Origin of the sequence: Cryobacterium sp. PAMC25264, from assembly GCF_019443325.1 — a bacterium.
Classification (GTDB): domain Bacteria; phylum Actinomycetota; class Actinomycetes; order Actinomycetales; family Microbacteriaceae; genus Cryobacterium.
The window spans coordinates 1960477-1978699 of record NZ_CP080383.1; the positions used below are offsets into that span (position 1 = coordinate 1960477).

The 18223-nt window shown below is 63.9% G+C and carries 18 protein-coding genes; 11 read left to right on the top strand and 7 right to left on the bottom strand.

What is annotated here, in order from left to right; all coding sequences use genetic code 11:
• Positions 1-226: 226 nt before the first annotated feature.
• The 3 genes from KY500_RS08995 (at position 227) to KY500_RS09005 (ending at position 2667) form a co-directional block, all read left to right on the top strand.
• Positions 227-601: a hypothetical protein gene (locus KY500_RS08995; RefSeq protein ID WP_219903151.1), complete on the top strand. Its 375-nt coding sequence runs from the start codon at positions 227-229 to the stop codon at positions 599-601.
• A gap of 185 nt (positions 602-786) precedes the next feature.
• A complete protein-coding gene (locus KY500_RS09000; RefSeq protein ID WP_219903152.1) occupies positions 787-1296 on the top strand; it encodes a flavodoxin domain-containing protein in 510 nt (169 codons plus the stop codon).
• A gap of 174 nt (positions 1297-1470) precedes the next feature.
• Positions 1471-2667: a glycosyltransferase gene (locus KY500_RS09005; RefSeq protein ID WP_219903153.1), complete on the top strand. Its 1197-nt coding sequence runs from the start codon at positions 1471-1473 to the stop codon at positions 2665-2667.
• 54 nt (positions 2668-2721) lie between these two features.
• Here the strand turns inward: KY500_RS09005 and KY500_RS09010 are convergent, their stop codons facing one another.
• The 7 genes from KY500_RS09010 to KY500_RS09040 all read right to left on the bottom strand — a co-directional run bounded on the left by KY500_RS09010 (position 2722) and on the right by KY500_RS09040 (position 9418).
• On the bottom strand, positions 2722-3174 hold the full coding sequence (locus tag KY500_RS09010; RefSeq protein ID WP_219903154.1) for a DUF3500 domain-containing protein: 453 nt from the start codon (positions 3172-3174) through the stop codon (positions 2722-2724).
• Between the two features lie 567 nt (positions 3175-3741).
• A complete protein-coding gene (nagA, locus tag KY500_RS09015) occupies positions 3742-4917 on the bottom strand; it encodes an N-acetylglucosamine-6-phosphate deacetylase (RefSeq protein WP_219903155.1) in 1176 nt (391 codons plus the stop codon).
• A complete protein-coding gene (gene nagB / locus KY500_RS09020; protein ID WP_219903156.1) occupies positions 4914-5699 on the bottom strand; it encodes a glucosamine-6-phosphate deaminase in 786 nt (261 codons plus the stop codon). The genes nagA and nagB overlap by 4 nt, the downstream gene beginning before the upstream one ends.
• A 42-nt stretch (positions 5700-5741) precedes the next feature.
• Entirely contained in the window at positions 5742-6614 is an 873-nt protein-coding gene (locus tag KY500_RS09025; RefSeq protein WP_219903157.1) for a PRD domain-containing protein, read from the bottom strand.
• Between the two features lie 10 nt (positions 6615-6624).
• Positions 6625-7098: a PTS glucose transporter subunit IIA gene (locus KY500_RS09030; RefSeq protein ID WP_219903158.1), complete on the bottom strand. Its 474-nt coding sequence runs from the start codon at positions 7096-7098 to the stop codon at positions 6625-6627.
• A gap of 12 nt (positions 7099-7110) precedes the next feature.
• The gene (locus tag KY500_RS09035) at positions 7111-8652 is read right to left on the bottom strand and encodes a PTS transporter subunit EIIC (protein WP_219903159.1); all 1542 of its coding nucleotides are present in this window, start codon (positions 8650-8652) and stop codon (positions 7111-7113) included.
• A gap of 73 nt (positions 8653-8725) precedes the next feature.
• Positions 8726-9418, bottom strand: a complete 693-nt coding sequence (locus KY500_RS09040) for an N-acetylmannosamine-6-phosphate 2-epimerase (RefSeq protein ID WP_219903160.1) — start codon at positions 9416-9418, stop codon at positions 8726-8728.
• A 230-nt stretch (positions 9419-9648) separates the two neighbouring features.
• Here KY500_RS09040 and KY500_RS09045 point away from each other — a divergent pair, with 230 nt between their 5' ends.
• The 8 genes from KY500_RS09045 (at position 9649) to KY500_RS09080 (ending at position 18174) form a co-directional block, all read left to right on the top strand.
• The gene (locus KY500_RS09045) at positions 9649-10182 is read left to right on the top strand and encodes a MarR family winged helix-turn-helix transcriptional regulator (RefSeq protein ID WP_219903161.1); all 534 of its coding nucleotides are present in this window, start codon (positions 9649-9651) and stop codon (positions 10180-10182) included.
• Position 10183: 1 nt separating this feature from the next.
• A complete protein-coding gene (locus KY500_RS09050) occupies positions 10184-10966 on the top strand; it encodes an SDR family oxidoreductase (protein WP_219903162.1) in 783 nt (260 codons plus the stop codon).
• Between the two features lie 270 nt (positions 10967-11236).
• The gene (locus KY500_RS09055) at positions 11237-12292 is read left to right on the top strand and encodes an iron ABC transporter substrate-binding protein (protein WP_219903163.1); all 1056 of its coding nucleotides are present in this window, start codon (positions 11237-11239) and stop codon (positions 12290-12292) included.
• A gap of 32 nt (positions 12293-12324) precedes the next feature.
• Positions 12325-13905, top strand: a complete 1581-nt coding sequence (locus tag KY500_RS09060; RefSeq protein ID WP_219903164.1) for an iron ABC transporter permease — start codon at positions 12325-12327, stop codon at positions 13903-13905.
• Positions 13902-14990, top strand: a complete 1089-nt coding sequence (locus tag KY500_RS09065) for an ABC transporter ATP-binding protein (RefSeq protein WP_219903165.1) — start codon at positions 13902-13904, stop codon at positions 14988-14990. The genes KY500_RS09060 and KY500_RS09065 overlap by 4 nt, the downstream gene beginning before the upstream one ends.
• 571 nt (positions 14991-15561) lie before the next feature.
• Positions 15562-16911, top strand: coding sequence for an NADP-specific glutamate dehydrogenase (gene gdhA / locus KY500_RS09070; protein ID WP_219903166.1), 1350 nt, complete (start codon positions 15562-15564; stop codon positions 16909-16911).
• Between the two features lie 315 nt (positions 16912-17226).
• Positions 17227-17568: a TraR/DksA C4-type zinc finger protein gene (locus KY500_RS19755; RefSeq protein ID WP_219903167.1), complete on the top strand. Its 342-nt coding sequence runs from the start codon at positions 17227-17229 to the stop codon at positions 17566-17568.
• A 324-nt stretch (positions 17569-17892) separates the two neighbouring features.
• Complete coding sequence (locus KY500_RS09080) at positions 17893-18174, top strand: hypothetical protein (RefSeq protein ID WP_219903168.1); 282 nt, start codon at positions 17893-17895, stop codon at positions 18172-18174.
• Positions 18175-18223: the final 49 nt, after the last annotated feature.

The following is an 18223-nucleotide window of genomic DNA, read 5'->3' on the forward strand; positions in this document are numbered from 1 at the left end:
GGCGCCCGTGGAACGAGGTCCCCTTTTGCGCCGACTGCGGCCGACCGCCCCACCCTGGTACCGTGACGCATCGACAGTCGGTCCCCGAGAGAGGAACTGCTTCCGTTTGTGACGGTTGCGACCGATGTAACACCTCCTGCCGAACCCACGCCGTTCGAGGCGTCCGCGTCAGGTTGCCGTCGCTCTTGGCGGGTTCGTGTCGACAAGGCAGGGAACCGGTACGACCATGAAGAGAATTTCGTATTGCGGAGATTCGTTCCTGACCTCCGACAGGGCTGCGGATGCGCTCCTGGAGTTGGTCGTCACTTTTCCGGGCGACCACGACCCTGAGTTGCTCGAGCTGCCGGCCGTCAACAGCGCCGGGAGTGAGATTGTCGTGCACGTTGTGGTCGGTCCCGGTAGTGAGCTCATCAGTGTTCCGGAAGAAACCACCGCAGGGGAACCGGATACCCTCGAAACGGTGGCATATCTCCGCAGGCGCATGCATGCCATGTCGGTTCACCGCAACCTGAGCTATTCAGAGGCGTCGTCCTTCGCGGAGTACGAGTGGGACGCCCTCCGTCAAGACCCACCTCCCGCCGCCATGTCAGCAGCATCCTGATCCCGTAGAGCGATCAGGTGGAGTATCGGGGCAGCTGACGGGTCTCCGAGATCGCGCCGAGCACACGAGAGTCCGGGACGGTGACGCACACATTCTCACAGCGGTCCTCTTCCCGTGCGGCATTCCCGCAGCAGGCATAACATGTGCGTGACCGGCCGTGCGGGTCGGTCGTCGGAGGAGCAATTATGCGTGCACTGGTGGTTTACGAGTCCCTCTGGGGCAATACCGAGAAGGTTGCACAGGCGATCGCAGCCGGGTTGGCCGATCTGGGTTCGGTCGACGTCATGACATCTGATGCCGCGCCCGGCGCAGTCGACGGCTACGACCTCGTCGCGGTGGGCGGGCCCACACACGCATTCTCCATGACACGGGCCTCGACGCGCGCCGATGCCGTCGCATCCCGCCACGCCCCACATGAACCGACCAGAGGCATCCGGGAGTGGTTGGGCGAACTGGCCAGGCCGGCCACCGCGATCCCCGCCCTCGAATTCGACACTCGCGTCGACAAGCCGCGCCTACCCGGCTCCGCTGCGAAAACGGCCAAACACGAATTACGTTCGCTGGGATTCGACACATCAGCGAAACAGGAGTCGTTTCGCGTGCACGGGTATGAAGGTCCCCTGCTCGACGGAGAAGAGGACCGGGCTCGTGTGTGGGCGGAAGGCATCGTCGCATCGCTCGGGCACACCGTCTGAGCGCCGCCTGCGCCCACATTCGTTCATCCGATCCACACCAGCGATTAATCGACTTCCCGCCCCGTAACCTCCAACATTGTCCGAACGGCATCGTCGTTGTTTGGTGGGTGCCGTCGGATGCGTTCGACGCTTCGCCATCCCCCACTGTGTGGTCATGTCCCGAGAGGCGTCGCGATGAACCGTCCTATTCGAGTGCTGTCGCTGTATGAGGGTTTCTTCGCCGGCGGTGCCCGAATCCTGCATACCGATGTGATCGCCGGACTGCACAGCGAGGGCCACCAGCAGCACAGCGTGCTCTCGATCGCATCAGCGGCCCGTCGCGACGCATCCGTTCAGTATCTGCACCACGACCCCCGCTATGTCCGCCTCACCCGCGCCGGCGTCGACGTGACAACGTTGGGGCGGCTGGGCGGCGCGGATGCTCCCGCACCGGCCACCTTCACCGAGCGTCAACTGCGCATCGCGGCCGAGGTGGTGCGGCACGCGGACGTGATTCTGTCGCTCAAGGAGCAGCCGATCGGGCTGCTGCTCGCGTTGCGCGAACGCGGATTTATGCCGGACATCCCCGTTGCCGCCTGCCTCCACCGGTCCGACCCTCTGCACTCGGGGCCGGCGCTGTCCTGGCTCAGCGAAGCAGCCTCGATCGGTCTGGTATCGGCCGAAATCTCGTGCGCCCAGTCGACCAGCAAGGCCTACGACCCCTTCCTCTCCCCCACGACCGCGCGCTTCGTCATCGCCAACGGGATCGACACGGATCGCTTCCGCCCTGGTACGGCGGCCGAGACCGAATCGACCCGGCGGCAGTTCGGGATACCGGCAACTGCGCCCGTCGTTGTTTTCGCGGCCAGGTTCGACACGATGAAGGATCCGGGCCTGTTCCTGCGTTCCGTCGCTCTGCACTCCCAGCAGCGTCCAGAGACGTACTACCTCGTGTGCGGCGCCGGGATGACTCTGGAGAACGACGCCTTTCGCACCCTGCTGAACGAGTCGGGTGTGAGCGGAAGAGTGAATCTGCTTGCCCTCGGCATCCGCGATGACATGCCGGCGATCTACCGCATTGCCGACATCGTCGCTCTCACAAGCGCATTCGGCGAAGCATCACCCCTGTGCCTGATCGAAGGCGCCGTGTCGGGTGCGACGCCGGTCACAACGGATGTCGGCGACTCCGCCGCATCGGTGAACGGCATCGGATTCGTCACCACGCACGACGCCGCCGACATCGCGGCGACCTGGGATGACGTGCTCCAGCGTCGGCCGGAGCTCCGCAGCTACAGCCTCGCCAGTCGCATCCGCTTCGGGCGCCAACGGATGATCGATGCCTATGCAGAGGCCGTCGGTGAGCTTCTCGGGAGAGAACGGGCCGCCGCCTGAACGATGCGCGCCGACGTCGTCACCGCCGGCGAAGACGGTGACGACGAGTCGCTATCAGTTCGTCGGGGCACTTGCTCCGTCGGGCCGAGTTCCGCCGCCCATGCCGCCGGTGGCGGCCTGCTGGGTGACGCTGTCGGCGTAGTCGTTGGTCGGGTCGCGGTAGATGGTGTGTACGTGGCCCCACCCGGAGGTGGTGACCCCGTCGACGTCCGCGCCGGCCAAGCCCTGCTGAGCCTCGAACGCGATGTACACGTTCGGGCCCGATATCGAGAAGGAGATGCCGTCACCGATGCTCATGTCGTATGTCGTCTCGCCGGACCAGGCGATGACAGTCTCGTCGAGGGCGGCTTCGATCGCGGCCAGTGCCGTCGCGGTGGTCTCCTCATCGGCCATACCGGCCCAGTTGGCGATGACGTCGAGGAGGAGCTGCTTCTGCTCTCCAGTGAGGTCGACACCGGTGAGTCCGGTGCCGGTGGAGAAGTCGCAGGTGTTCCCCGGCGCATACATGCTCACATCGCCCGAGGTCAGAGAGGTCTCTCAGCAGGCTTGTCTCGGCAGAAAAGCAGGAACCGATGGTCCGTAGGCCGACGCCGAGACCGGCATGGATTTTGCGGCGAAGGATGCGGGCCCGCGTGATGAGGTCCCCCAGCGCCAGACTATGGGCGACCGCCTCTCTGGGCCGGTCGTAGACACTCTTCACGACGTTCACGTCGGTCTGGGCGACGGCGGTGACGCAGACGGCTTGGCCAGTCAGTATCGACAGATCACCCACGAAGCGACCCCGCCCATGGGCGGCGATCACGCGCGGCTCTCCGTCCGGATCCTCCTTTTGGACAACCCGGAGAGGGAGCCTGCCGGTAGCCAAACCGTGGAATCGACGGTGCCCACCGCTCCGGTCGCCAGAGCCGCTACGAAAGCGGACTTGAGACCAGTCGCGAGGAGCCAGGGACGATTGGTGAGCACCATGACCGAAGGTAACCGAACAGGGCACGGTTGGGCCCCAAGCTCAGGTCGAGGTCAGGTGAATCCGGTTACACCGTCACGTGGCGTCCCATTTCGAACGCGCAATCACGTTTAAAAATGTGCGGCTTGTCGCAGAGCAAGCTGATTACCGTCAGCCCAGACGTGGGAAACCGTGAGATCAGCGGTGAGGCCCACGAGGTCTGCGGCGAATCCGGGAGCGAGGTATCCGAGCCGGTCCGACAGCCCGAGCGCAGCCGCAGGTGTGGCAGTGAGGGCGGTGACGGCGTCGGTCAAGCTCAGGCCGACCTGACCGACAGCCATCCGAAGTGCCGAGTCCTGAGTGAGGGTAGAACCTGCGATGGTTTCTGTCCCGTCGACGCGCGCGATGCCGTCCGCGACGGTCACGTCCAGCGAGCCGAGCCGATACGCACCGTCAGGTGAACCCGCCGCCGCCATCGCATCTGTGATCAACGCGACGCGGCCCGGCACCGCCTGGAAGAGTGTGCGGGCGACGATCGGGGCAACGTGAACTCCATCGAGGATAAGTTCCAACGTGACACTGTCATCCTCTGCCGCCGCCATGATCGGCCCCGGCTCGCGATGGTGGATGCCCGGCATGGCATTGAAAGCATGAGTGAGCACTGTCGCTCCGGCGTCGAACGCCCTCCGTGTGATGTGCTGGGAGGCGACGGTGTGACCGACCGCCGCGACGACGCCGCCGTCAACGATTTGTTTGATCGCGTCATACGCGCCGACGAGTTCGGGCGCGATGGTGATTTGGGCGAGCACCCCTTGGCCGCGATTCAGGAGCTCATTCACGTTCGCTCGCGATGGCTCAAGGAGATGGTCCGGTTGGTGCGCGCCGTGGTTGTCGGGAGAGAGGAACGGTCCTTCCAGATGGGCGCCGAGTATCAACGGATCGTTGGACATCGCTTCCCGGATGCTGTCGAGCGATCGGGCCAGCATCGGAAGGGGGTTGGCGACCAGGCTCAGCACGGCGCGTGTCGTACCGTGCCGCCGGTGCATGGCAAGCGCAGCAGCGATCTCGTCCGGCCCGTTGTCGTAGGCGCCATCCGCACCACCGTGCCCATGGAGGTCGATGAAGCCGGGGACGAGCGTCGTCTCCCCCAGCTCGACCACACGGTGCGCGGCCGGCGCGTCCCGTCCGCTGCCGACAGCCTGGATCGTGGTCCCGGCGATGAGCACCCAGACGTCGTCGATGATTCTGTGCGCGTCCACCGCGCGTGCCGCGCGTATCAGCGTCGTCTGCGATAACGTCTCAGTCACTGGTCGAGTTGCCAGGTCGGCTTGTTGGCGTATGTATACCGGTAGTAGTCGGCGAGTTGCAACTCCGCCGCCGCAGCTTCGTCCAGGACGACGGTGGCGTGCTGGTGCAGCTGCAGCGCGCTGCCGGGCACGAAAGAACTGAGCGGGCCTTCGATCGCGGCGGCGACAGCTTTCGCCTTCGCCGAGCCTTGCGCCACCAGCAGAAGCTGCCGTGCCTCGAGGATCGTGCCGAGCCCCTGAGTCATGCAGTGCATCGGCACCTGCTCGATCGAGTCGAAGAATCGCGCGTTCGCTTCGCGCGTCAGCGGGGCAAGCGTTTTGATCCGGGTCCGTGAGGCGAACGACGACGTCGGCTCGTTGAAACCGATGTGCCCATTGGTGCCGATACCGAGAATCTGCACGTCGATCCCGCCGGACGCTCGGATGGCGGCGTCATAGGCCCGCGCGGCGGACTCGAGGTCATTGGCCCGGCCGTCGGGCACCTGGACGCGCGCGGGGTCGAAGCCCAGGGGAACGACAACGTCACGGGTGATTACGCTCGCGTATGACTCCGGGTGGTCGAGCGAGATCCCCACGTACTCATCAAGAGCGAACCCGTGTGCGTCGACGAACGAGATGTCGCCGGCCTGCACGCGTCGTTTCAGGTCGCTGTAAAGCCCCTGGGGGCTTGATCCGGTGGCGAGCCCGATGACGGCCGATGGCTTCATTGCGACGACGGAGGCGACCCTGGCCGCCGCGACGCGGCCCACCTCGGTCGGCGTGGGAACGATGATGATTTCCATAGTGCTTCTTCTCCTAGCGACCGGAACTCATCGGCTCAGCGGTCATTGGTGCTCAGTCATTTCGACATAGAGACGCGTTGTGTGCAGGGCGAGATACGAGATTTCGTCCTTCGTGATGACGCGATTGATCGCGTCGCCGATCAGCGCGGCGATGTCCAATGCGGCCTCGGCAGCTTCGGGATAGGCCAGCTGTACCGCGCTGAGTACGTCCAGGCGAGACGTTTGCAGTTGCTTGTCGCTGGCGGCCCGCGCAAAGACGTAACGGAGATGCGTCACGAAGCGCGCGGCGCTGCTTGCGTTCTCATCGATCGGCCAGCCCCAGCGTTCCGCCAGACGAAGGAACACCCGGCTGATGGTTTCGGTCATGGCGACGGTCTTCGAAAAGTCCCCCTTCGTCCACTGCTGGTTCACGAAGTGCAGCGCGAAAGCCACCCACTCGTCATCCTGCAGCTGGACGCCCAGACTGTCGTTTACCAGTGCCACAACCTGACGCCCCAGAGCTGCCTCTGCAGGGTAGAGCTGCGCAACCTCCCACCGGAGTGGGAAGTCGATATGAGTGCCTTCCTGCGCCCGACGCACCGCAAAAGTGAGGTGGTCAAGAACCGGGATCATCAGCGATTGTCGGGGCTCAAGGCCCAGTGCAGCGTGGCCCAACTCGGTGATTGTCTGAGCGACCGCGATGTGGTCTGAGGATGCCTCGCTGAGCAGGTCCGCCAGTTGAGGGGCGAGGTAGAGCCCTTCGTCGACGAAACGTTGATCGGCCAAGGAAGTGTCCACGGTTTCACCCGGTCGGCGCTGGAAACCGATTCCTTTGCCCAGTAACACGACTTCAGTGCTGTCGGCTTCCGTGGCGAGCAGCACGTTGTTGTTATAGACGCGCTTGATGGTGGCCGATTTTCCCAGCGTTACGTCCATGGTTGCACTCTCATTTCCGCCGAACCGTGATCACGGAGGCGCCGTCTGCGTAAAAATCCGGCGCACTCATGGCAAATTTGGCCCCATTGGTCAGCAGGACGGGGGTGACCATGGCCGGCACCTTCGACCTCATGGTGTCGAGGTCGCAACTGATGATCACGTCACCGCGAGCGACCGTCTCGCCTGCCTGCCGATGTCCGGTGAATCCTTCGCCCTTGAGGGTGACGGTGTCGATTCCGACATGGACCAGGATCTCCGCCCCCTCGGGCGTGCGGACGGCGAAGGCGTGCAGGGTCTTGGCGACCAGAACCAACTCGCCGTCCACCGGGCTGCGAAATGAGCCTTCACTTGGTTCGACGGCAAATCCGTCGCCGACAGATCGCTGTGCGAAGACCGGGTCCGGCACTTCATCGAGAGAGACGATCCGCCCTGCGACAGGGCTGTAGACGGATTCGCTCTTCTGTTTCTTGAATGGGTTTAACATATGCGTGATTCCTTAGTCGTCCAGGCCGAGGCTTTCATTGATTGCGCTCTTGTACAAAATGGCTTTGCCGCCGTAGACCGCTTGGACACCGCCCCGCACTTCGAACACGTCCGTCGCTCCCAGTTTGCGCAGCGCGGGCTTGTCAACTTTGGTGGGGTCCTTCACGGAGACGCGCAGGCGGGTGATGCAGGCGTCCACCTCTTCGAGGTTGGCTGCCCCGCCCAAGGCCTCAAGGACCCTGGCGGCTTCCTTTTGGATCGTGGTCTCGCCGCCGCCGCCCACCGTGACGGGTACGAGTGCGGGGTCGTCCTGGGCTTCCGGCTCGATGGCTCCGATGGTGTCCTCCAGATGTCCCGGAGTGCCGATCTTGAACCGTTTGATGGCGAAGCGGAAGGAGAAGTAGTACAGGGCGAACCAGACCGCACCGATGGGCAGCACCAGGAGCCAGTTGGTCTGGTCGTTGCCTTGCAGGATGCCAAAGAGCGTGAAGTCGATCGCGCCACCAGAGAACGTGTTGCCGAGACGAATGTCCAGGATGTCGGCGAGGAAGAAGGAGACGCCGTCCAGGAAGGCATGGAAGACGTAGAGCAGGGGTGCGACGAAAAGGAACATGAATTCGATGGGTTCGGTGATGCCCGTGATGAACGAAGTCAGCGCGACGGAAAGGAACAGGCCGGTGTACTTGGCGCGACGGCCCTTGGGGATGCAGTGCCACATGGCGAGGCAGGCAGCCGGAAGGCCGAACATCATGGTCGCAAAACGACCGGAGAAGTAGCGTGTGCCCTCGGTGAACAGTCCCACGTGATTGGGGTCGGCGAGCTGTGCGAAGAAGATCTTCTGAGCTCCCGAGACCGAGACTCCGTTGACCAATTCGGTTCCGCCCAGTGGCGTGAACCAGAACAGGGGGTAGATCATGTGGTGCAGGCCCACGGCGCCGCTGAGGCGCATCCCGAAACCGTAGAAGAACGTCCCCAGAGGACCGAGGCCAGCCATCCACGTGCCGGCAGACACCATGCCTTGCTGAATCGGTGGCCAGGTGAGGAAGAAGAAGATGCCCACGAAAATCGCTGCGAAGGCCGTGACGATAGGCACGAAGCGGGATCCGCCGAAGAAGCCGAGTACCGCCGGCAGTTCGATGTTGCGGTAGCGGTTATGCAGGAAGACAGCAGTGGCGCCAATGACGAGCGCGCCCACGACGCCGGTGTCCACGGGTTCAGAACCGGGCTTGAAGATGTCCAGCATCGCTGTGATGGTGGCGGTCATGACCAGGTATCCGACGATGCCGGCCAGGGCGGCGGTCCCCTTGTCGCGCTTCGCGAGGCCGATGCAGAGACCGATGGAGAGAAGTAGTGCGAGGTTGTTGAAGATCGTCGATCCCGCGGCGGACATGACACCGAAGATTCCCTGTAGGACCGGGTTGTCCAACGCAGGGAAGGCCAAGACCGTATTCGGATTGGACAGTGCACCGCCGACGCCGAGCAGAAGCCCGGCGGCTGGCAGGATGGCGATAGGCAGCATGAACGCTTTGCCGATCTTCTGGAATTGTTTGAACACGATAACCGCTCTCATTTATGGCGCGACGACATAGTCCCGCATGGAGGAAAGGATGAGGTTTAGGGGATGGGATTTAGGCGAGGGCGTCGACGAACTCGGCGGCGATTTCCAGCGGCCGAGTGATCGCGCCACCGACCACCACGCAGAAAGCGCCGAGATCGATCATCTGACGAGCCTGCTCCGGGGTCCGGATGCGGCCTTCCGCGATGATCGGCACGTCCGTCCTGGACGCCAGTTGTTCGACCAGCCCGAAGTTCGGAGCCGGTGATCCAGTGGACTGAGGCGTATAGCCGCTGAGGGTCGTACCGACGAAGTCGACCCCGGCTTCTGCAGCGGCAAGGCCTTCATCGAGAGTGGCAATGTCTGCCATGAGAACCAGACCCTTGTGTTCGGCACGGATCTGCGCGATGAATTCGGCGGGGCTCAGACCGTCAACGCGGTCACGATGAGTGAGATCCAGAGCGACGATGTCCGCCCCCGCTGCGACTAAGGCATCCACCTCGGCCATGGTCGCAGTGATGAACGGCTCAAACGGTGGGTACTGCTTCTTGATCAGCCCGATCACCGGGAGCCGTACAGCTGCCTTGATCTCGCGGACGTCACGCGTCGAGTTGGATCGAATCGCCACCGCTCCGGCCTGTGCGGCGGCAGTGGCCAAGAGCGGCATCACGCCGCCGTGATCGACGAATAGTGGCTCGCCCGGCAAGGCCTGGCAGGAAACCACGAGACCGCCACGCAGGCTGTCTAGAACGCTGGAATTAGTCATGGATGTTCCTCGGTCACTAAAAGACGGATTAGCGCATGCACAAAGAAGTGCATGAACTGTCGTCTCGAGTTTTGCCGTTAGTTACAATCCCGATGACTCTGGCGAAATATCGCGTTCAAGAAACATACATTGTTTTTGCCGGTTCGTCGAGGCCGCGAGGTATATACTGTCCCTAAGACAGTAAATAGCCGGCGTTCGTCTGGCTGATGACAGACGGGACAAATGGCGCAATGACTGATTCTCTTTCAGACGATGCCGCGAAAGTCCTGCGTGCACCGTCGTACCGATCCGACCAGCTTGCGGCCCTGCTTGAAGTCTTCTCGGTCTGGTCCTCTGGATCGTTCATGAGGGGTCTCGCTGCGGGCGCCGGGTTGGATCTTGACGCCACGTCCATCGTGGCGATCACGCTGCTCGCACGCGAGGGAAACCAACGGGCGTCCGCGCTGGCTACCCGACTCCGTGTCGGTGCGTCGGCCATCTCTAAACTGAGCAATCGCCTCAGCGCAATCGAGCTTGTCGAGAAACTGCCGGATCCTGACGATACCCGCGCCACTCTCCTGCGCCTCACTCCTGCCGGGACGGCTGCAGCCAGAGCTTTGGTGCAGGCCGGCGACTCGATGATGGCTGAGTTGATGCGCGAGTGGCCCGAAGACGACCGCATCCAGTTCAACCGCCTTCTCCGCAGGTTCCGTGACGACGCCATAGTTCACTCTGTCCGCACTGAAACAGCAGTACATCCCTACACTGAACCCAGAAAGTTGTGAAATGACCACTAGAACCTACCTCGTCACCGGTGCCGGCAGCGGTATCGGCAAGGCCACGGCCGAGCTGCTGACTTCCCGCGGTCACCGAGTCATCGGCGCTGACCTCACAGACACCGACATCAACGCTGACCTGTCCACCAGCGACGGCCGGGTGGCCCTTGTCGAGCAGGCGACCGAGTTGTCAGGGGGCACGCTAGACGCAGTTATCGCGGTCGCGGGACTGAGCCACCCGATCCCCGTCACAGCGTCCGTGAACTACTACGGCGCGATCGCGACGCTGGAGGGCCTGCGCCCCTTGCTCACGCGGTCCGCCGCTCCGCGGGCCGTCGTGGTTGACTCGATGGCTTCTCTCCAGTCGTACGACGAGGAACTGGAACGCCTGTTCCTCGAGGGTACCGAAGAGGAAGCTGTGGCTCGTTGCGGTGAACTCGCCAAGTCTCCGGCAACCGGACACCAGATCTACTCGTCCAGCAAGCGCGCTCTGGCCCGCTGGCTGCGTACCAACGCGACCAACGCACTGTGGGCCGGAGCCGGCATTCCGCTTAATGCCATCGCACCCGGTGTTGTGCTCACCCCGATGACGAGGGACCTCGTTGCCACGCCCGAAGGCCGGGCGAAGCTGAACACGCAAGTACCAATGCCGCTCAACGGTCCGTTCGACCCCATCGTCGCGGCCCGGTTGCTCGCGTGGCTCGCCGACGAAGAGAACTCACATCTGTGCGGGCAGGTCATTTTCGTGGATGGTGGCTATGACGCGGTCCTTCGCCGCGATACCACTTGGTAGGAGGCGCTTCTCCCGGCACGTCGCGTAACACTGCGTATCTAAAGTCCACGGCGGTCGACTTAGCGCACCTTGGCTGAACGGAACGCTCGAGTCGCCACTGTCGACATCAAGTCCGAGGTGGCAGCTCCCGGCTTGTGAGCTGCGCCATGCAGGAAAGCCGATCCTCGAGCACTGCGCTGAACAGCTGGGAATACAACGTGAAGGACGCCCCTGGAGTTACTTAGGGTAGGCTCTCCTACTGTCAGTTTCACGCTCTCCAGCAAGGGACCCATGAGAATTCAGCCTTCCACGATCGTCGCCGTCGCCGCAGCGACCTCAGTCCTTGTGGCCTTGTCCGGATGCGCGACGTCCGCCAGGACGACGCCCGTGACCTCGGCCGCCGCCGATTCGCTGGCCGGCTCGAGCCTGACGGTCTATAACGCCCAGCACGAGGAATTGACCCAGCAATGGGCCGACGAATTCACCGCGGAGACCGGCGTCACCATCACTCTCCGGAACGGGTCGGACTCCGAGCTCGGCAACCAGATCATCGCCGAGGGTGCGGCGTCCCCGGCCGATGTGTTCCTCACCGAGAACTCACCTGCGATGTCGCTCGTCGACAATGCCGGTCTGTTCTCCGATCTGGACGCCGACGTGCTCGACCAGGTGCCAGATGCCTACAAGCCGTCCACCGGAACGTGGACCGGAATCGCCGCGCGCTCGACCGTCGTGGTGTACAACCCGGCGCTGATCACCGAAGCGGAGCTGCCGGCATCGTTGGAGGACCTTGCCGACCCGGCGTGGAAGGGGCGATGGGCCGCGTCGCCTGGCGGCGCCGACTTCCAGGCCATCGTGTCGGCGATGCTCGAGTTGAAGGGCGCCGACGCCACGGCGGCGTGGCTCACCGCGATGAAGACGAACTCCGTCGACTACAAGGGCAACAGCACGGTGATGAAGGCGGTCAACGCCGGCGAGATCCCACTGGGCGTGATCTACCACTACTACTGGTACATCGACCAGGCCGGAACGAAGGAGAACAGCGCCAACACCGCCCTGCACTACTTCAAGAATCAGGACCCGGGGGCATTCGTCAGCGTCTCCGGTGGCGGCGTGCTCGCGTCGAGCAAGAACCAGCCAGTCGCCCAGGCTTTTCTGAAGTTCATCACAGGAAAGACGGGGCAGAGCATTCTGCAGACCGGCACGAGTTTCGAGTACCCGGTCGCCAGCGACGTGACGCCGAACCCGGCGTTGCCCGCTCTGGACACCCTGGACGCTCCCCTGGTGGACCCGGCCACGTTGAACAGCACCAAGGTGACCGACCTGATGACCGAAGCCGGGATCCTCTAACCGGCATCGGGTAACCTCGTCGGGGCGAGAGGATGGACAACGTGACCACGTCGACGGCCCCGCGCGGGCAGCCCAGGCGGATCGCGAACCCCGGCTCGAGGCCCTCCCCCCTGCTGCTCGCTCTCGTGTGCGCGATCGCCCTCACAGTGCTGGTCCCCGTCGGCTTTGTCGTCTCCGTTGTGGCCCAGGTGGGCTGGCCCACCTTGGCGCCGTTGATCTTCCGGCCCAAGGTCGGTGAGCTTCTGGTCAACTCGGTACTTCTGGTGGCCATCGGCGTTCCCCTCTGCGTGTCAATCGGCGTCGGCGGGGCCTGGCTGGTGGAACGCACGTTGCTTCCGGCCGGACGTCTGTGGGCGGTCCTGCTCGCCGCGCCACTCGCCGTGCCGGCATTCGTCAGCAGCTACGGCTGGGTGAGCGCCGTTCCCTCGATCGGCGGCCTGGGCGGTGGCCTGCTGGTGGCCACACTGGCGTATTTCCCCCTGGTCTACCTGCCCGCAGCCGCGACCATCCGCCGGCTCGACCCGGCCCTCGAAGAGACGGCACGCAGCCTGGGGCACGGTACCTGGAGAGTGTTTTTCACCGTGGTCCTGCCCCAGCTGAAATTGGCGATCTGGGGCGGTGGACTCGTGGTCGCGCTGCATCTCTTGTCCGAGTACGGCGCCTTCGCCCTGATCCGTTTCGACACCTTCACCACCGCCATCGTCGTTCAGTATCAGTCAACGTTCGCGGGACCCGCTGCCAGCGCGCTGGGCGTTGTGCTGGCGATGATCTGTCTGGTGCTTCTGGTTCTCGAGGCGTCCACCCGGGGTCACGCCCGCTATGCCAAGGTCGGCTCCGGTAGCGGCCGCCCGGGACCGCGAATGAGGCTGGGCGCGTTCTCGCCCCTCGCCGTTGTCGCCCTCGGGGTGCTGGTCGCGCTGTCCCTCGGCGTCCCCCTGGCAAGCCTCACCCGGTGGCTGGTCGCCGGCGGGGCGGCTTCCTGGGCCCAACCCGAGCTGGGCACCGCCGTACTGCAGACGATGTTCCTGGCCGGCGGCGGTGCTGTAGCCGCGATAGCCGTGGCGCTGCCGGTGGCGTGGCTCGCGGTGCGTCATCCCGGACGGATGGCCCGGGCCCTCGAGGGCGCCACCTACGTGTCCAGCAGCCTTCCGGCGATCATCGTCGCGCTGGCCCTGGTGACGGTCACCCTGCGGACGTTCCCGGCGCTGTACCAAACGACGTGGACCGTCATGTTCGCGTACGTCATCATCTTCATGCCGCGTGCACTGGTCAGCCTGCGGTCGGGACTCGCGCAAGCGCCGATCGCCCTCGAGGAGGCCGCACGAGCGCTCGGCCGGTCGCCGCTTGCCGCCCGGATCCACGTCACGCTTCCGCTGATCCTGCCGTCCATCGGCGCCGGCGCCGCTTTGGTCGGGCTCGGAGCCGCCAACGAGCTCACCGCAACCCTCCTCCTGGCGCCCAATGGCACGAGGACTCTGGCCACACAATTCTGGTCGGCGAGCTCGTCGGTGGCCTACGCGAACGCCGCACCCTACGCCGTACTGCTGATCCTGCTCGCCGCACCTGCCGTCGCGATTCTCTTCACCCAGTCCAGAAAGCGAGAGCGCGGATGACGTCCCTCACCATCTCAGGAGTCTGCAAGGACCTCGGCGGCGTGCCCGTGCTGCGCGACGTCTCACTGTCGTTAGAGGCCGGCAGCCGCCTGGCGATAGTGGGCGCCTCCGGAAGCGGCAAAAGCACGCTGCTCCGGCTGATCGCGGGCTTCGACCGCCCGGATGCCGGCAGTGTGCGCATCGACCATTCGATCGTCTCCGATGAGACGGTGTTCGTTCCCGCCCATCGCCGCGGCATCGGATACGTCGCCCAAGACGGCGCCCTCTTCCCCCACCTCACGGTGGCACAGAACATTCACTTCGGCCTGCGTGGCAACCAGCGGCGGCGCCACGAGGCGGAGGCCGCCGCCGAGCTCGTCGGCCTCGACAAGCGGCTCTTGCAGCGCTACCCCCATGAGCTGTCGGGAGGGCAGCAACAACGCGTGGCCCTGGCTCGTGCGCTGGCTCCCGCACCACGCATCCTGCTGCTCGATGAACCGTTCAGCGCGCTGGACGCAGGGTTGCGCAGCCAGACCAGGCACGCGGTGGTGGAGGCGCTGGAGCACACCGGCACCACGACAGTCCTCGTGACGCACGACCAGGCAGAGGCGCTGTCTTTCGGCCAGCAGATCGCGGTGATCTCCGGGGGCCGGATCGATCAGGCCGGCTCACCCATCCACGTGTTCCAGAACCCGTCAACGTCAGAGACCGCGGTCTTTCTCGGCGACGCCATTTTTGTTCCATGCCACGTGCAGGGCACCGTCGCCGAGAGCGCACTCGGGCGTCTGAGCGTCGCCTACGACCACCGCGGCGGCGGCACCGGGGCCCGCGCCCTCCTGCGCCCGACTCAACTGAGCCTCGACCTGAACCCGGTGCGCACCAATGCTGTGATCGTGCGCTCGTCGTTCAGCGGGTCGACCGTGCGACTCGACCTTCGACTGACCGATCCGGGTGCTGCCGCCGACTCGGTGCTCACCTTCGACCTCATGACCGCCCAACCGGATGGATACACGGTCGGCACCGCCGTCGCCCTGTCCGCCACCGGCGCGGTCGGCGTCTACTCCCCGCCCACTGACGACATTCCGATAGATCCTGCACGTCTGTGAAGTCGCAGACCGTCCCGCGGAAAATATCGACGGTGCCAACGACGGTTCATGCCAGGATGCCCACTCCTAGCGGGCTATTTCGCTGTGGTTGGGGGCACAGAACTCTCAGCCGTGCGGCGACGCCACCGCCAGCGTTGTCGACCGACGGCCGACAACGCAGAGCGGAGGAGGATGACTTAGCTAACGTCCCTTGCGAGACTTGACAAACGATTCATCACCCTTTCGCGCTTGTCAGCGCGCTTTTCCTTCAGCGACTTCAACGGCAGTTTCTTTCCGGTTGGTGCAGGAGGGCTCTTCATGGCCATATTCACCTCGCTTCCCTCGTTCCAGATGGCGTAACTGGCCACCATAGCCGTTTAAGTACCGGAAGTCATTTATCGCTCTGGCCAGTGTTTATGTGCTCTCCCGGTTCCGCAGACGAAAGTCGGCTCGATCAGTGGCGCCGGCCTTTGCCGGTACTGGTGTGTCTCGTTTTCTCGGAACTCTCCCCGACCGATACGGTGAGATCGTCGGAATCCATCGTGATGCGATCCATTTGTTTCTAGCTCATCACTTCGCTAAGGAGTCCGTCGTGGCTGTACTCAACCCCCGCCTTGTCCCGGTTTATGAGGAAGTGCTGAGCCGAAACCCTGGCGAGGTGGAGTTCCATCAGGCCGTGCGGGAAGTGCTTGCCAGCCTGGGTCCGGTTGTCTCCAAACATCCGCAGTACGCCGATTCAGCGGTGATCCGGCGGTTGTGCGAGCCGGAACGCCAAATCATTTTTCGGGTGCCGTGGGTTACCGATTCCGGCAAAATCGAGGTGAACCGTGGATTCCGGGTCGAATTCAGTTCCACGCTCGGACCTTACAAGGGCGGTCTGCGATTCCATCCCAGCCTCTACCTCGGCATTGTAAAATTTCTGGGCTTCGAACAGATCTTCAAGAATGCGCTCACCGGGCTACCGATCGGTGGCGGCAAGGGCGGCTCCGACTTCGACCCCAAGGGGCGCTCAGATGCCGAGGTGATGCGCTTTTGCCAATCGTTCATGACCGAGCTGTACCGGCACATCGGTGAGTACACCGACGTGCCTGCGGGGGACATCGGGGTTGGCGGCCGGGAACTCGGGTACATGTTCGGTCAGTACAAGCGAATTACGAACCGGTACGAATCCGGAACGTTGACCGGTAAGGGCGTCAGCTGGGGAGGCTCTCAGGTGCGCACCGAAGCCACCGGGTACGGCACGGTGTTCTTCGTGGATGAAATGCTGAAATCGGCGGGTAGCGGTCTGGACGGCAGGAAAGTTACCGTCTCCGGGTCAGGGAATGTGGCTATCCACGCGATCGAAAAGGTGCACCAGCTCGGCGGCCGCGTTATTGCGTGCTCAGACTCGACGGGCTATGTCATCGATCCATCCGGAATCGACTTGGAAATCTTGAGGGAAATCAAGGAGATTCGCCGGGGCCGCATTTCCGACTACCAGGTTCTCCGCGGCGGACAAAGCCATTTTGTGAGTGATGGGTCCATCTGGGATGTGCCGTGCGAGATCGCGCTGCCCAGTGCGACGCAAAACGAGTTGGACGAGGTCGGGGCGGCTGCGCTCATTCGCAACGGCTGCAGAATCGTTGCCGAAGGCGCGAACATGCCGACCACTCCCCACGCCATCCGATTGCTGACCGACGCCCAGGTTCAGTTTGCGCCGGGAAAGGCCGTCAACGCAGGCGGAGTCGCAACGAGCGCTCTCGAGATGCAGCAGAATGCCTCGCGAGACTCGTGGACGTTTGAACACACCGAGGACCGGCTCTCCGAGATCATGCGAGGCATCCACGACCGGTGTCTTGAAACCGCCGACGAATACGGTTCACCGGGCGACTATGTTGCCGGTGCGAATATCGCCGGATTCACCCGCGTGGCTGACGCGATGCTCGCGCTCGGCGTCATCTGAGAGACAGCACCACAACTTACCTGGCTGACGGGCTGACGACTTGCCTTTCCTGTGGCACGAGCTATGGTGAGGGTATGCCCACGCCTCGAATGACCCCCTTCTGCGCACGGCGCAGCGTGGTCAATCCGGGCGCTCGCAACACAGCGGCCCGACGTGTCGTGTTCACACGCCACCTCGATTTCGCGGGATGTGTTGTGCCCTTCCGCTCCTTCACACGCGCGCCACCGCGCTGACCTCCAGATACTCGGTCAGTTCAGCTGGCACTAGCGCGTCGCAGTTGCGGCGCGTTCTTTCTTTAACGCGTAGGAGCATTCCATGATTACTCAGCCTTCCCCGTCCCGGGCCGCCCAGCACCGCCGCAGGATCGACGTAGACGCATTCCGTCGGATCCTTCAAGATCAACTTCGCGAGCGAGAAGCCCTGATCGTTGAACTGGACCCGCGGGCAGCACCGCACCTCGACGTCGTCGCTTGGTCCACGACCCAGTCAAGCAAACGAGTCGTCGGGCAGATCACCCGAGCGTTGGGGCGCATTGCCGCCGGCACCTTCGGAATCTGCACCGGATGCTGTGAACCCATAGCGAAGGACCGTCTCACCGTCGTCCCGCACGCCGAGTTGTGCGTGACGTGCCAAGGTCTCGCAGAACAGAGCCCGTGATAGAGGCTGAGAGCCGGACAGACCGTGACCAGGTCAGGCTCTGCGCTGCCGGACGGCCCTGGCCGTAGCCCCATCCCCTGGGACGGGGACAAGCGCACACCATGGGTGGTGGTGTTGGGAGACGCGCTCCGGTATCTCGAGTCGTTGCACACCGGTCCGGCCGCTCTCCCGTCGGCCGGCGCCGGTGGGCACGATGCCACGGCTGCGGTAATTGGAATGGACGCTACCGCTGCCACCACACGCCGGGCGTTCAAGACGGCCGTGCGACGTCAAGCCCAGACGTGCGTCGCTGCTGGCACGCGATGGACCAGCCTCCGCCACATCATGGTGCTCGTCGAAGCCGCGGGGAGCCTAGCCGAGGAGGAGGTGCTCAACCACTGCGATGTGGCGGCGGAAACGGCTCATCGCTTGATCGAACAAGTCTGCGGGACGTACATTGTCGTCACCTTCATTGTCACAACCGGGTGCGACGCCCCGGAACTTCTCGCCCACCGCGTTCTGTGTCGTGCTGACCAGATACCAGCGACCGATGCCCATAGTGCGGTGCGCTGGACAGAGATCGAACAGTCATCCATCCAGCACGTCACCGTGGACCGCTACCTGTAGCCCTTCGCCTCATCCTGTGCGCCCCATCGCCGCACGAGTGCCCCGAGGT